This window comes from Nocardia brasiliensis ATCC 700358 (assembly GCF_000250675.2).
In the GTDB taxonomy this organism is placed as follows: Bacteria; Actinomycetota; Actinomycetes; order Mycobacteriales; family Mycobacteriaceae; genus Nocardia; species Nocardia brasiliensis_B.
Genome location: NC_018681.1, coordinates 1860853 through 1874178, shown reverse-complemented (window position 1 = coordinate 1874178; position 13326 = coordinate 1860853). Strand labels below are relative to the sequence as shown.

15 protein-coding genes are annotated in these 13326 nt (G+C 66.4%); 6 read left to right on the top strand and 9 right to left on the bottom strand.

The genetic code is table 11. The features are described from left to right. Nucleotides 1-990: an ABC transporter ATP-binding protein gene (locus O3I_RS08320; RefSeq protein WP_014982460.1), complete on the top strand. Its 990-nt coding sequence runs from the start codon at nt 1-3 to the stop codon at nt 988-990. Between the two features lie 36 nt (nt 991-1026). Here the strand turns inward: O3I_RS08320 and O3I_RS08315 are convergent, their stop codons facing one another. After that, complete coding sequence (locus tag O3I_RS08315; RefSeq protein WP_051066912.1) at nt 1027-1725, bottom strand: DUF4389 domain-containing protein; 699 nt, start codon at nt 1723-1725, stop codon at nt 1027-1029. A 226-nt stretch (nt 1726-1951) separates the two neighbouring features. After that, nucleotides 1952-4009, bottom strand: coding sequence for a CocE/NonD family hydrolase (locus O3I_RS08310; RefSeq protein WP_051066521.1), 2058 nt, complete (start codon nt 4007-4009; stop codon nt 1952-1954). 132 nt (nt 4010-4141) lie between these two features. On the opposite strand from O3I_RS08310, the gene O3I_RS08305 reads away from it, so the two are divergent. After that, nucleotides 4142-4807, top strand: a complete 666-nt coding sequence (locus O3I_RS08305) for a TetR/AcrR family transcriptional regulator (RefSeq protein ID WP_014982457.1) — start codon at nt 4142-4144, stop codon at nt 4805-4807. Here O3I_RS08305 and O3I_RS08300 read toward each other — a convergent pair. Beyond that, on the bottom strand, nt 4804-5124 hold the full coding sequence (locus tag O3I_RS08300; protein WP_041562487.1) for a hypothetical protein: 321 nt from the start codon (nt 5122-5124) through the stop codon (nt 4804-4806). The two genes, O3I_RS08305 and O3I_RS08300, sit on opposite strands and share 4 nt — an antisense overlap. Before the next feature lie 393 nt (nt 5125-5517). Here O3I_RS08300 and O3I_RS08295 point away from each other — a divergent pair, with 393 nt between their 5' ends. Beyond that, nucleotides 5518-6042, top strand: a complete 525-nt coding sequence (locus tag O3I_RS08295) for a DUF4254 domain-containing protein (protein WP_063632237.1) — start codon at nt 5518-5520, stop codon at nt 6040-6042. A gap of 17 nt (nt 6043-6059) precedes the next feature. On the opposite strand, the gene O3I_RS08290 is transcribed toward O3I_RS08295, so the two are convergent. From O3I_RS08290 to O3I_RS08280, 3 genes are read right to left on the bottom strand one after another with little or no spacing between them, the layout of a single operon-like run. Next, a complete protein-coding gene (locus tag O3I_RS08290) occupies nt 6060-6383 on the bottom strand; it encodes a hypothetical protein (protein WP_014982454.1) in 324 nt (107 codons plus the stop codon). Beyond that, entirely contained in the window at nt 6384-7532 is a 1149-nt protein-coding gene (locus O3I_RS08285; protein ID WP_014982453.1) for a fatty acid desaturase family protein, read from the bottom strand. Nucleotides 7533-7552: 20 nt separating this feature from the next. After that, nucleotides 7553-8668, bottom strand: coding sequence for a ferredoxin reductase (locus tag O3I_RS08280; protein ID WP_014982452.1), 1116 nt, complete (start codon nt 8666-8668; stop codon nt 7553-7555). A gap of 204 nt (nt 8669-8872) precedes the next feature. On the opposite strand from O3I_RS08280, the gene O3I_RS08275 reads away from it, so the two are divergent. Further along, entirely contained in the window at nt 8873-9493 is a 621-nt protein-coding gene (locus tag O3I_RS08275) for a TetR family transcriptional regulator (RefSeq protein ID WP_041563527.1), read from the top strand. A gap of 29 nt (nt 9494-9522) precedes the next feature. Here O3I_RS08275 and O3I_RS08270 read toward each other — a convergent pair whose 3' ends face one another. Next, complete coding sequence (locus tag O3I_RS08270; RefSeq protein ID WP_014982450.1) at nt 9523-9939, bottom strand: nuclear transport factor 2 family protein; 417 nt, start codon at nt 9937-9939, stop codon at nt 9523-9525. Between the two features lie 175 nt (nt 9940-10114). Here O3I_RS08270 and O3I_RS08265 point away from each other — a divergent pair, with 175 nt between their 5' ends. Then, nucleotides 10115-10534, top strand: a complete 420-nt coding sequence (locus O3I_RS08265; RefSeq protein ID WP_014982449.1) for a nitroreductase family deazaflavin-dependent oxidoreductase — start codon at nt 10115-10117, stop codon at nt 10532-10534. Between the two features lie 16 nt (nt 10535-10550). On the opposite strand, the gene O3I_RS08260 is transcribed toward O3I_RS08265, so the two are convergent. Then, entirely contained in the window at nt 10551-12290 is a 1740-nt protein-coding gene (locus tag O3I_RS08260; RefSeq protein ID WP_014982448.1) for a flavin monoamine oxidase family protein, read from the bottom strand. A 133-nt stretch (nt 12291-12423) separates the two neighbouring features. Here O3I_RS08260 and O3I_RS08255 point away from each other — a divergent pair, with 133 nt between their 5' ends. After that, nucleotides 12424-12831, top strand: coding sequence for a VOC family protein (locus O3I_RS08255; RefSeq protein WP_014982447.1), 408 nt, complete (start codon nt 12424-12426; stop codon nt 12829-12831). Nucleotides 12832-12875: 44 nt separating this feature from the next. Here O3I_RS08255 and O3I_RS08250 read toward each other — a convergent pair whose 3' ends face one another. Further along, nucleotides 12876-13271 carry a nuclear transport factor 2 family protein gene (locus O3I_RS08250; RefSeq protein WP_014982446.1) on the bottom strand — a complete coding sequence of 132 codons (396 nt, stop codon included), beginning with the start codon at nt 13269-13271 and terminating at the stop codon, nt 12876-12878. Nucleotides 13272-13326 lie beyond the last annotated feature (55 nt).

Below are 13326 nucleotides of genomic sequence, written 5' to 3'. Positions count from 1 at the left end.
ATGGCGAATTCCGGTGCGGCGGAAGCCATCATCGATATCGAGAACCTGACCAGAGAATTCACCCTGACGCGCAAGGACGGCCGCCGCTGGCGGCGGCGCCGCGAGACCTTGACCGCGGTGGACCGGATGACTTTCCGGATCGAACGCGGCGCCGCAGTCGGCTATATCGGCGCCAACGGCGCGGGCAAATCCACCACCATCAAGATGCTCACCGGCATCCTGGTGCCCACCGCGGGCAGCGTGCGCACCTGCGGGCTGGAACCGGTCCGGCAACGGCGCGAACTGGCCGCCCGGATCGGCGTCGTCTTCGGGCAGCGCTCCCAGCTGTGGTGGGATCTGCCGCTGCGCGAATCGTTTTCGATCCTCGCGGCCATCCACCGGTTGGAGCCCGATGCCGCGCGCAAACGCGAGCACGAGCTGGTCGAGCAGCTGGAGATGGCCGAGACGCTGGACACTCCGGTGCGCCAGCTCTCGCTGGGGCAGCGCATGCGCGCGGAAGTGGCCGCCGCCCTGCTGCACTCACCCGAACTGGTGATTCTGGACGAACCGACGATCGGGCTCGACGTGCTGTCGAAGCAACGACTCCGCGAGTTCCTGCGCGCCGAACGCGCCGAACGTGGCACCACGTTGCTGCTCACCACCCATGACATGGGCGACATCGAAAGACTGTGCGGCCGAGTGCTCGTCGTGGATCACGGACACCTGGTCTACGACGGCTCGCTGACCGGACTGGCCGCGACGGTGGGGGCACGCCGCGTCCTCGTCGTCGATCTGGCCGAGCCGGCACCGGATCTCGACGATCTGCCGTGCGCGCAGCTGCTCGAATCCGAAGGCGGCGGCATGCGCCAGCGGCTGGCCTTCGATCCGGAACAGACCACCGCCGCGCAGCTGCTCGCGCTGGTCTCCGAACGCGCCGAAGTGCGGGATCTGTCCATCGAGGAGCCCGAGATCGAAGACGTGGTCCGGCGGATATACGAATCCGCCCGCTGAACCAGCGGGCGGATCCGGTGCGAAGGTGCTTGAGCGTCAGCGGGTTTCGCGGGCGCCCTGATCGAGCCGGAACGGCGGGTACTCGTCGCGCATCAGGGTGGCGTAGGCCTGCACCCGGATGCTCCAGCGGCTGATGCCGAGCAGGAAGTCGTACACGCCCTGCGGGTACCTGGCGGTGAACAGCAACCCGATCACCGCCACCAGCACCAGGATGCTGCTCAGCGGGATACTCGTGCTGCCTGCCCAGGAGTCGTCGTCGCCCATCGCGAACGCCGCCCCACCGGCCATCATCGCGGCCAGGATCAGATAGTGCGGAATGGCCAGCAGCCACCACTTCACCAGCACCAGGCCACGACTGAGCCGCTCGGGGTAGTCGACCTCGAGATCGGCCGGGTACTCCGCGTTCGGTTGCAGGCTGAACGGCGGGTACTTGTCGGTGCCGAGCACCGACAGCGCATAGAACTCCACCCGCCAAGTCCAGCGCATGACACCGACATTGAAGTCGAACAGCGCCCTCGGATACTTGGCGGTGAACAGAATCGCGAAGAACGCGACTATCGTGAGCACGAGATAACCGATGTGCAGGAAGAGCAGCACGATGTAATGCGGAATGGCGAGAATCCATTTCACCAACCACATCCAGCGTGACAGTGCCGGATCCAGATCACCGCGCACACGAATCGGAGCGACCGCGTCGACCGCTTTCGCGGCAATCTCGGGATTTTCGGGTTCCATGATCGACGCCCCTTTCAGATGCTTTCGATCCACGCCGCGAACAAATGCGACCTGCATCGATTGTCACGTACGCGAAGTGCGCGAACGCCACGATCTGATATCGACACGCCGACGAATAGATGTGCGGAGACGGGCGATTCACATCGCCCGCCGTAATCGCCCGGTTCGCACCTCTGGCGAAACGCGGGTGCCACCGGTGTATCCACCGGTGGCACCCGGTACCGAGCTAATCCATCGCCCGGCTCAGCGGCACGTTGACGAAGCTCGGCGCCGCCGGGTCGAGCACCAGGTGTTGCGGGGTCAGCGCGTTGAGGATGCCGCCGTCGAACAACAGCGGCGGCGGCAGGAAGCCGCGCGGGAAATTGCTGGCGAAGACATTGACGCGCAACCGATGTCCGGGCTTCAGCACGGCGTCGAGCGGGTTCACCGCGACGTCCAGGGCGGTGGGCTGACCGGGCACCAACGGCTGACGGTCGGCCAGCGTCAGCTTGTACACGGTGTGCGTGTAGTCGCCGTCGGCGTCCTTCTCGCTTTTGCCGTCGTCGACCGCGCGCAGCGACGCCGCGAGCTGGCCGCTGGCCAGCACCGTCGATTGCCCGTCCGGCGCAACGTCGTTCACGCTGACCGCCCAATAGCCCTCGATGTTGTCGTACATCGTGTTCAGGTGCACCGTGATCGGGCCGGACAGCACGGTCGGCTCGGCCACCGGGGCGCCGGTGAAGGTGAGCCCACCCGTCTCGTGGATCCGATCGTCACGGCCGCAGAAGTTGAAAATGCTGAGCACACCGGTGGATTCGACCGCGGAGTCGCGCGAGCACAGCGAGGTGATCCCGGTGACCGGCGAAACGGTCAGCCGGGCCGCGTCCTGCGGCGTCTGTGCGCTCAGCGAACCGTCGTAGATGCTGTTCGCGGTGCCACTGCGGACCGGTGACAGGTACATGCGCTGATATTCCATGCCGGGCCGCGGGAAGGCCGGCGCGGTGGTCCAGCCGCCGCCCTGCTGCCACAGCGCGACCGGCCCGTACTGATCGATCCCGTTGTCGATTCCCTTGAGCCACTTGTCGAACCACGCCATCTGCAAGACGTCCAGCCGCGGCGGCCGCCCCGGATTGCCCAGCCCGGAGCCGGGATTGATGTGGTAGGTATCGCCCATGATCAGCTTCTTGCGCTCCGGCGGCAGCGGAATGTCACCGAACGAGCGCGCGCTCGACGAGGCGAAGATGTCCTGCCAGCCGCCGTAGGCGAAGGTCGGCACCCGGATATCCTCCGGGTGACTGTCGGTGAACCCGCTGCGCAGCGGGCTACCGGGCAACAGCTGCTGCTTCAGTGGTTCGGGCACCGAATCCACCGAGAGCGACAATGCCATCAGAATGTAGTCGAAGAACTCCAGCGGGGTCTGGACCCGGTCCATCAGCCATTTCATGTCCAGATGTCCGAGGGCGATGCCCACCGGGTCGGGAAAATTGGAGATCACGTCGATCGCGGCGATGTAGAGCGGGCCGAACAAGCCCACCCCGCCGCCGGGAAACGCGACATCGGTGAGCGTATCGGTACTGCCCTCGACCGGAAAGATGGCCTTGAGCGCGGGCGGATTCTGCTCGGCCGCCTTGAATTGATTGATGCCGGAGTACGAGATACCCGACATGCCGATATTGCCGTCCGACCACGGCTGCTTGCTCGCCCAGTCGATCAGTTCGACGGTGTCCTGAGTTTCCCTGCTCTGGAAGAACTTCCAGTCGCCCTGGGAATAACCGGTACCGCGTACGTCGGCCACGATGTAGGTGTAACCCTGTTGCACCAGCTTGCGATCCGCGCCGAAAGTCCGTACGGCGCCGCCGCTGAGTGCCCTGGTGAGATCGGTGATCGAGTCGAACGGCGTGCCGCCGAAGTCGAATCGGTTCACCAGCTCGATCAGCGCATCCGAGAGCACCGGGATGTTCAGCGCGATATCGGCGAGCAGTGACACGAATTTCGTGTAGGGGGTCAGGTTGACGATGGTCGGCAGCGGTTCTTCCACGATCCGTCCGGCTGCGTCGACCGGACGATAGATGTTGGCTTTCAGCACCGTCCCGTCGCTCATGGTGACCGGTACGTCGAAGTCGATGTGCACGGGCCCGGGGTATTTCGGCGGACCGTCGTGCGCCGCGAGCCACGCCGCGGCGAGCGCGCCGCCGTCGGGCGGCGTCTCGGCGACGGCCGTGCTCGGCACGATCCACAGTGCGGTCATGGCGGCCGCGACCATCATGATTCCGGCACGTGCCGCGGCACGGCGAACTGTCCTCATCGTCATCGAACCTCCTGGCAGACCCGCTTAAAAACATCACCGTACCTAACAATGATGTGAGAGTAACCGGGACCACATCCGGCGGGCAAGTATGAGACAGATCACTACCGCGAAGGCGACTATCCTCAGAGAATGGGACTCGAAGCCGGCGTCGACCGCGGCCGCCTACCGCGCGGCACCCACGGCATGGCACCGGAGGCGGTCGCGCACTCGCAACGCATGCGGATGTATCTCGGCGTGCTCGAGGCGGTGGCCGAACGCGGCTATGCGGCAACGACAGTCGGCGATATCGTGGCCCGCGCCAGCGTCTCCCGGCGCACCTTCTACGAACTGTTTCGCGGCCGCGACGACTGCTTCGCCGAAGCCTTCGAGGCCGCGGTGGACCTGGTGCTCGGCGAACTCGACACCAGCGTGCAGGCCACGCCGCGCTCGGAATGGCGGGTCCTGATCCGCCGGACGCTGGACACCTACCTGCGCATGCTGTCCGAAAACGGCGTCTACGCCCGGGCGCTGCACATCGAGTGCCTGGTGGCCGGGCCGATCGTCGCGCAGCAGCGGCGGGCGATGAAGACGCTGCTCGCCCACCGCATGCACGCCGCTTTCCGGATCGGCCGCACCGCGGGCGATATTCCGGTGGACGTTCCACCCGAGATCTTCGAGGCGCTCATCGGCGCCGTGGACGACCGCATCCGCGACTGCCTGGACGGCCCTGGGGCACAGGCACTACCGGACCTCGGTGCACATCTGTACCAGATCACCATGGCCCTGTTCGGCGTGCCGGACTGGAGCCGGGACTAGCCGGGCCCGGCGCCCTGCGCCGAATAGAGGCTCACTTCGCCGTCCTCGCTGAGGAAGGCGTTCACCAGCATCATGCGCTGCGCCCGCAGTTCGTCCGGGTCAGGGGCCTCGGTGGTGATCGAGATCTGCGGTATCGCGGCCCAGTTCACCACGTAGCGCTCCGGCGGCCCGTCGTCGTCGGACAGGCGGGCGAGCCGGAACACCGAAACGGTCTTGCGCACAATGAGGGTGCGCACCACCTCGCCGATTCGCTCCGGGTCTTCCAGCGCGAACATGAACCCGAAGGTGAGCTCGGGCGATGACACGTAGGCAGGCACGAATATCGAGGCTAGCCGATCGCACGGCGGCCCGCAGCCGCCGCGCCGAACCGGTTGCTGCCCATGAACTGAGGATACGATGTCGGAAACTGCGACGGTATCCGCATGTGACCGCTCCGTGACGGATCATAACGATTCATCGGCGCCGGATAGATTTGTACACCATACTATTGCGCGGATTCGACAACCGCGCTTTCCTGAAAGAGTCCCGATTTCTCGGGCCGTCTTCCTCATCGCATCGTCGCGGATTTCCCGGTTTCTTTGCCGTGCTGGTGGACTGTGGGGGTGGCGTCCGAGCGCGGGGCTGCGCCGGAGCCGAGGGGTGCCCCTCCCCGAAATCCCCCTCGGCCCTGGCGCATCCAGAAATTGGATCGTGACCGCAGGGGTGTGCACATGCCTACCGAATACGCAGGCGTCCGTATCGGCATCGAAGAGTTGCCACCACCCGCGGAGTTGTTGCGCGCCTTCCGAAACGAGCCGAATCACCGCAAGCACAGCGTGCTCACCGCCGCCCGCGAACTCGTCGAATGCCATGAGCGCCGGCGCAATGCGCTCGAGACCGCGCACGCACCGGGCGTCACCACCGGCCGCGTGGTGGCGTGCGCTCAGCTGATCGAGGACATCGACACCCACCGGGCCGAGCTGGTCGCACGCATCGACAGCTGGGTCGCGGGCAACGTCGAGCACCGCGGCGGCGCCTCGCTGCACACCGAGACCCTCGGCGCGGTCATCGATCGACTGGCAGCGAAATGGATTGCGGCACAACAGGCTTTGCGAAAGGCGCCGCAGCAGGCGCACCGCGTGCAGGTGGACGGGGAAGCCCACCTGCAGTGGTGCAGGCTCGCCGAACTGACCGACGGATACCGCGACCTGATCACCGACGTCACCGAGCACCGGCGCAGGCTGCCGGTGTGGTGATCAGCGCGCCGGACTGATCAGCGCGTCTCGCCGGGCTCCGGCTCGACCACCTCGGCGTCCACATAGGGCGCCTCGGTCGCCACCGGCTCTTTCACCACCGGCTCGGTCGCCGGCGGCGCGAGATCATCGTCGAGATCGAGATCGCGCTGTGCCGCCGCGTCCCGGCGGGCGGCCACGGCGGCCTCGCGCATCTCGATCCCGTCGGTGATCCACTCACCGATCTCCTTGGTGACCTCCGCGACCGTGCCCGCGATGATGCTCGCGATATTGCCGACATGCTTCGCACCCGAGGACGTCAATTCTTGAATGAGGTCCTTGTTGCTTTCGAATTTCCCAATCATTCACACGCCCACTTCGCTTGCCTTTCGCTGACGCATCACGATAACACCGGGAGAGGGCTCGCTCTTGACCAAGCTGGGCGGCAGTGCGAGCTTGAAAATTTTCAGCCACACCGAGCCGATCTGCTTGCCGAGCGGGCCGGTGTTGTACGGCAATCCGTACTTTTCACACAAAGCCCGGACCGCCGGCGCCATCTCCGGATAGCGCGCGGCGGGCAGGTCCGGGAACAGGTGGTGTTCGATCTGGTGCGACAGGTTGCCGGACATGATGTGGAACAGTTTGCTGCCGGTGATGTTGGCCGAGCCGAGCATCTGCCGCACGTACCACTCGCCGCGGGTCTCGTCGGCGGTCTCCTCCTCGGTGAACGTCTGTACGCCGGTGGGGAAATGGCCGCAGAAGATGATCGAGAAGGCCCACAGGTTGCGCACCAGGTTGGCGGTCACGTTGCCCGCGAGCGTGCTGAAGAACAGCGGGCCGCTCAGCGCCGGGAAGATCACGTAGTCCTTGAGCACCTGCTTGCCGGCCTTGCGCCACTGACCCTTCACCAATTTCTTGATGTCGGACCACTTCCGCTTGCCCGCGACGATGTTCTCGACCTCGAGGTCGTGCCCCATCACGCCCCACTCGAACAGCACCATCAGCGCGAAGGCATAGAGCGGCTGGCCCAGGCGCAGCACGTTCCACGACTGGGCCTCGTCCATCCGCAGGATGCTGTAGCCGATGTCGCGGTCCTTGTTGTGGATGTTGGTGTAGGTGTGGTGCAGATAGTTGTGCGAATGCTTCCACTGGTCCGCCGGGCAGACGGTATCCCATTCGAAGACACGGGAATTCACGCCGGGTTCGCGCATCCAGTCGTACTGGCCATGCATGACGTTGTGGCCGATCTCCATGTTGTCCAGGATCTTCGACACACTCAGCGCGGCGACGGCGGCCAGCCAGAACGGCGGCAGGAAGCCGAGATACATCAGGCCGCGGCCCGCGATCTCGAAACCGCGCTGCGCCTTGATGATCGAGTACAGATATTCGCGGTCGCGCTCGCCCAGATCCGCTACGACCTCGGCGCGCAGTTCGTCCAGCGCCCGGCCGAGCTCTTCGACCTGATCGGGGCTCAGGACCAGGGGGCCGTCTTTGGTTTCGGTGAGGATGGTCATCGATTGCTCCTCTTGTTCGGTCAGATGTCGATCTCGACGTCGCCCACGGGGGCGTTGATGCAGAGCTGGATGGGCTGATCCGGGTCACTGTCGGTCTCGCCGGTGCGCAGGTTGCGGGTGCAACCGGAACGGCGAACGGCCGTGCAGGAGAAGCAGATTCCCATCCGGCAGCCGTATTCGGGGGTGAGACCCGCTGTTTCGGCCTGTTCCAGCAGGGTGGCGCCGTTGTTGTCCGCGGTCACGCCGGTGGCGGCGAAACTCACTGTGCCGTAAGCATCTTCGGCATCCACCGGGGCGAGGGAAATCGTGAATTCCTCGCTGTGCAGCCGATGGTCGAGCTGTTCGGCCTCGTAGATCTTGCGCACCGCGTCCATCAGCGACTGCGGGCCGCAGACAAAGGTTTCCGCGTCGGCGAACCACGGCGCCACCCGTTCCAGTTCGTCGTAGTCGAAATACCCACTGGCGGCCGCGGTGGCCACGTCGACCCACGGGGCCTTGCGGTTCACGTTGCTCGTGTCGGACCGCCACGGATGCCGCAGTTCGATGCGGAAGTTCTTGTGCCGCTGCCCGATCGCGTCGAGTTCGGCGCGATGCGGCACCACCTCGGGCGACTTCGCGTAGTGCAGGAACACGACCTCGCCCGGATAGTCCTCGGCGGCCAGGGTGCGCAGCATCGACAGCACGGGCGTGATACCGCTGCCGCCGCTGATCAGGAGCACCCGGTCGGGTCGCTGGTCGGGCAGCCGGAACGTCCCCGCGGCGGGCTCGAGGTCGACCACCAGTCCGGGCCGGGCGTTGCGGTGCAGATACTGCGACACCAAACCCTCGGGATGGGCCTTGACGGTGAGCTGCACCTGCTTGCCCCGGCCGACCGCCGGGCCGACCGGCGAATAGCAGCGGGTATGCCGGACGCCGTTGATCACGACACCGATCTGCACATACTGGCCCGCGGCATGACCCTGCCACTGGCGGGTCGGACGCAGGGTGAGCGTCACCGAGCCGGGCACCGACCGGTCGACGTGGACGATCTCGGCGCGCATCTCCCGCGCGGTCAGCGTGGGACGCACCAGTTCCAGGTACCGGTCCAGCGGATGCGGCGTGGTCAGGGTCTGCACCAGATTGATGAGATCCACCATTCGTTCTCCGTACCTCTGCGTCGGGGTCCTACCGCCGGGCTGTGTGTGGCGCAGGTCCCGCGACGTTGCGTTCCAATTTCAGTGCACGTCTGTACACTCAACTAGTGTGACCGATAGCAGGGGTCGGGTGTCAACCGGCAAAACATGTGACCCGAACAACATCTTTGGATGAGTGGAATGGTGAACGGATGTATGCTCACCGTGATGAGCGAGCAGTCAGCAACCCGAGGCGAGCGCAAGGAGCGCACGCGACAGGCCCTCATGGACGGCACCCTGGCGTTGGCCGCCGATCGGGGCTTCGCCGCGCTCAGCCTGCGTGAGATCGCCCGTTCCGCGGGCATCGTGCCGACCGCCTTCTACCGGCACTTCGCCTCGCTCGATGATCTCGGCGCGACACTGGTCGACGACGGGATCACCGCTCTGCGGCTCGCGCTGCGTGAGGTGCGCCGCAATCCCGAGGCCAGCCTCGCCGACACCGTGCGCTTCGTGTTCGCGCAGGTCGACCCCAAGCGGGAACTGTTCGGCTTCCTCACCAGGGAGCGCCACGGCGGATCGGCGGCGCTGCGCAAATCCATTGCGCTGGAGATCCAGTTGATCGTGCGGGAACTCGTCGCCGACCTCTCCCGCATCCGCGCGCTGGACTCCTGGTCCCCCGCGGATCTGGAGATCGCCGCCGACCTGCTGGTCGCCACGGTCTCCGACGGTATCGCCGCGTATATCTCGGCACCGGCGCGCGAACAAGAACTGCTCGTCGACCGCACCGTGCAACAGATGCGCCTGATCGCCCTCGGCATGGGCGCCTGGTGGCCGCCGAAGGAACGCTGAGCCGGGCGCGCACGCCCGGCCTGCGGATATCAGCCGGCGAACACCATGCGGTGGCCGCGGGCGGTGTCCATGTACTCGCGCACGCGGTGGATCAGGCCGTCGCGGAGTTCGAAGACGAAGCAGTAGTCGTTCTCGTAGGCGTTCCCGTTCGCGAGGGTGGCGGTCATGGTCTCCTCCACCGTCACCCGATCACCGTCGGCGTAGAAACCGCGGAAAACGATCGAGACGTCCTTCGCGAAGAGCTTCGGAAAGCCGTTGGCGATGAAGTCGGCGATGCAGTCGCGGCCGACCATGTGGCTCGGGCCGTTCAAGAAGACGGCGGTGGCGTTGTCCGCCTGGGCGAGCCATTCCGCGTCCGCGGTGAAGAACGCGGCGATCCGGTCGAAGTCGTGGGAGGCGAACGCTTTCCACGCGTGCTGCACGATGGTCTTGCTGGTCTCTGACACGATGTCGACGTTACGAGGGCCGGGGCGAAATGCTGGCGGAAATCAGACGAGGTCACCCCAGCTTCACCCGAGTCCGCCCTGAGTCGGATGCGGCGCGGCCGCGCGCTTTCTAAGCTCGTCTGCGACGGTGTGCCCGCGCACCGTTCGTTCGCGGCCGAATGTACACGGAGGACGCATGACTCAGGCAGATCGTGGCCCGCAGTTCTTTCCCACCTGGTTCGGCCGCTGGCAGAGCCGGTACATGAACCCGGTCGCCCGTCGCCTATCGCGCTACCTCCCGACGTTCGCGGTGATCGAACACCGGGGACGCAAGTCGGGCAAACCCTATGAGACGCCGGTCAACACGTTCAGTTTCGACGGCGGACTGGGCGTCGTGCTCGGGCACGGAACCACCGACTGGGCGCGCAACGTGCTCGCCGCGGGCGACGCGCAGTTGCGCCGCCGCGGCCGGTCGATCCGGCTCGTCAACCCGCGCATCGTCGACAGCGATACGGTCGCGCGTTTGCCGCTGGTGCCGCGCACGGAGACCGGGCTCGTCCACGCGATCACAGGCAAGCGGCTGCGACTGTTCGTCGCCGATATCGCGCCGAGCTGACGAAACCGGTTGCGGCTCAGCGCTGGTGGACCTCGAGCGCGCTGCGGACACCGCTTTCCAGCGCGCCTTCGATCCACGCGGTGTTGAGGCTGGTGTGGTCACCGGCGAAATGCACTCGGCCCTCGATCGATCGGGTGGCGAGATGATGCTCGTGCAGCTGGCCGGGCGCCGGGATGGCCGCTTCGCCGAGCGCGTAGCGGGCGCGCGCCCAGCTCTGGGTGATGCCGACGCCGGTGAATTCGGCATCGACCCGGGCGCCGAACAGGTCACGCAGCCCGGCCAGGGCGAAGTGGATGCGCTCCCCCTCGGTGAGCGCGTCCCAGCGCATCGCATCGTCGGCGAAGGTGTAGGCGGCCAGCACCACGCCGCCGTCGGAATCCTGCACGTGCGACGGGAAATACGTGCACCGGTTCGGCGAATCACTGACGCAGCGACCGCCGCGGAAGCCGGCCGGTCCCTGCTCCCAGAAACGGCTCTTGAACTCCAGCAACACTTTTGTCGCCGAGTCGTGCTGCAGTTCGATGATCGCCCGGCGCTTGGCGTAACTCAACGGCGGGTCGAACGTGCAGAAGCGCGCCGCGGTGAACGGGATCGCCACGATCGCGTAGTCCGCCTCGAACGACTCGACCGGGTCGATCGGCCGGCCGTCGGAGGTCTCGTCGCCGGCTTCCGCGGTGGTCCGGATCCGCACGCCGTGCTCGGTCTGCTCCAGCCCGGTCATGCGCTTGCCCAGCAGGACCGCCGGTCCCAGCTGCCTGGCCAGCGCGTCGGTGAGCGTCGACATGCCGCCCGCCAGTTCCCAGTAGGTGGCGCCGGCCGGAATCAGGGTGTGGTCGACCAGTGGGAAGACGACGCTGTACCCCAGCCGAGCGGTCAGGTTCTCCAAGGTGCCGACCGCATCGATCCGCGCTTTGGGCCAGCCCTGCTCGCGCAGATAGTCACGCAGAGAAAGGTTTTCGTAGGTACGCAGTAGGTCGGTCCAGCCTTCGACCTGCCGCTCGATCGAACCACTCTGCCGCACAGAGTCTTTGCGCAGTTCGGCATCGAGAGCGACGTTGCTGGCCGTGGACAGCGCACAGCCGAAACCCGCGTGCACCGCGCCGGGGTTCGCGGCGTAGTCGCCGCGCGACACGACGCGTCCGTTCACCTTGATCAGCCCGCGACCCGCCGGAGCCGGTGGCACGTAGGGCATTACGGGCCCATTGGACCACTCCGCACCGGTGAAGGAGCGGTAGACAACCGGCGGCGTGGCAGGCGTAGGGGTGTCCGGATGCACGTCGGCGCTGTAGAACGGCCTGCGCGGCAAGCCGAACTTGTCGGCCAGCGCCAGCGCCAACGGCTGCGCGCTGGACAGCCGCATCGCTCCGCCCTCGGCGTAGAGGGCAGGATCGGTGAAAATACCGCGAAACGTCTTGACCCGGCCGCCGACCCGATTGCCGTTGGCCTCCAACACCGTCACCTGATGACCGGCCGCGGCGAGCAGGTTCGCGGCACTCAACCCCGCCGGGCCGGCACCGACGACGATGATGCGCTTGCGCCGATCCGTAGCCGGAAGACCGGTATCGATGAGGGTCCTCAAATACGTCAGCGTGAGATCCGTCCCGTTCGCGCCGACCCCGAGCAGCTGCCTGGCCAGCCATTCGCTTTGTGTTCGGTCGCCGACGGGGGCGGCGGGCGCACACGCCGTCGCCGCCAGCGCACCTGCGCCGAGCGCCGTACCCAGCAGACCGCGTCGGGACACCCCGCCGTTCGACATCCCCGATCCTCCCCGGTGCGAGGGCAGAGCCCAGTTCAGCGCAACGGCCGCAGACGGTACCGGACACCGCGCAGCAGCCGGCGGATCCCGCGGCCGAGGCCGGTAGCGCGGGCGATTCGCTACTGTTCTGATCATGGGGCTCAGCATCGATCGAATTGATCATGTGGTGATCAACTGCCGCGATGTCGCGGCAACCGCGAGGTGGTACGTCGAGGTACTGGGCATGCGCGCGGAGACGTTCGGGCCCGGCGAGCGGACCGCCCTGCGGTTCGGCGACCAGAAGCTGAATCTGCGGCCGGTCGGTGCGCTGGCCGCGGACCCGACCTGGACGACGGCCGCCGTGGAGTCCGCGGGCGCGCAGGACCTCTGCTTTGTGACCACGGCCTCGGCCGACGAGGTGCACGACCACCTCGTCGCCTGCGGTGTCGGCATCGTGAGCGGGCCGGTCCGCAAAACCGGAGCGCTGGGCGAGATGATCTCGCACTACTGCCGCGATCCGGACGGAAACCTCATCGAGATCGCCGTCTACCCGTCAGTCTGACCGTAACCGCCGGACATGTTCCGGCGGTTCGGTTTTCGGGCTCGTCAGGCGATGTCGGCCGGGGTGGCCAGTGCGGCCTGCATGGCTACGCCGTCGACGTAGGTGTGCTTCTCGCGCACCGCGCCGTCCTCGACGAAGACCACGTCCGCGATGTCCACATCGACGGCGGCGCCGGTGACCGAGGTGCCCGACAACTTCCACTGGACCGCCCAGAAGTCGTCGCCGACTCGCAGGTTGACCAGATGGAAGGTCAGGTCCGGGACCAAGGCGAAGGTTTCCGCGGCGGCGGCGCGGATCTCGGCCCGGCCGTGCGCGGGCTTGCCCCCGGAGTGCAGATGGAAAATCGAGTCGGGCGTGTGCAATTCGACGATGCGGTCGGGATCGCGATCGGCCCAGCAGGCGTGGTAGCGCTCGAACAGATCCTTGGTGCCAACGGACATGATCCGAATCCTTCTAAGATACAAACAGGATGACTGTATGTTCCACGACGGTGGG

Coding starts and splice junctions, on each gene's coding strand:
- O3I_RS08320 (WP_014982460.1), top strand. CDS start 1: ATGGCGAATTCCGGTGCGGCGGAAGCCATCATCGATATCGAGAACCTG.
- O3I_RS08315 (WP_051066912.1), bottom strand. CDS start 1,725: ATGGAACCCGAAAATCCCGAGATTGCCGCGAAAGCGGTCGACGCGGTC.
- O3I_RS08310 (WP_051066521.1), bottom strand. CDS start 4,009: ATGAGGACAGTTCGCCGTGCCGCGGCACGTGCCGGAATCATGATGGTC.
- O3I_RS08305 (WP_014982457.1), top strand. CDS start 4,142: ATGGGACTCGAAGCCGGCGTCGACCGCGGCCGCCTACCGCGCGGCACC.
- O3I_RS08295 (WP_063632237.1), top strand. CDS start 5,518: ATGCCTACCGAATACGCAGGCGTCCGTATCGGCATCGAAGAGTTGCCA.
- O3I_RS08290 (WP_014982454.1), bottom strand. CDS start 6,383: ATGATTGGGAAATTCGAAAGCAACAAGGACCTCATTCAAGAATTGACG.
- O3I_RS08285 (WP_014982453.1), bottom strand. CDS start 7,532: ATGACCATCCTCACCGAAACCAAAGACGGCCCCCTGGTCCTGAGCCCC.
- O3I_RS08280 (WP_014982452.1), bottom strand. CDS start 8,668: ATGGTGGATCTCATCAATCTGGTGCAGACCCTGACCACGCCGCATCCG.
- O3I_RS08275 (WP_041563527.1), top strand. CDS start 8,873: ATGAGCGAGCAGTCAGCAACCCGAGGCGAGCGCAAGGAGCGCACGCGA.
- O3I_RS08265 (WP_014982449.1), top strand. CDS start 10,115: ATGACTCAGGCAGATCGTGGCCCGCAGTTCTTTCCCACCTGGTTCGGC.
- O3I_RS08260 (WP_014982448.1), bottom strand. CDS start 12,290: ATGTCGAACGGCGGGGTGTCCCGACGCGGTCTGCTGGGTACGGCGCTC.
- O3I_RS08255 (WP_014982447.1), top strand. CDS start 12,424: ATGGGGCTCAGCATCGATCGAATTGATCATGTGGTGATCAACTGCCGC.
- O3I_RS08250 (WP_014982446.1), bottom strand. CDS start 13,271: ATGTCCGTTGGCACCAAGGATCTGTTCGAGCGCTACCACGCCTGCTGG.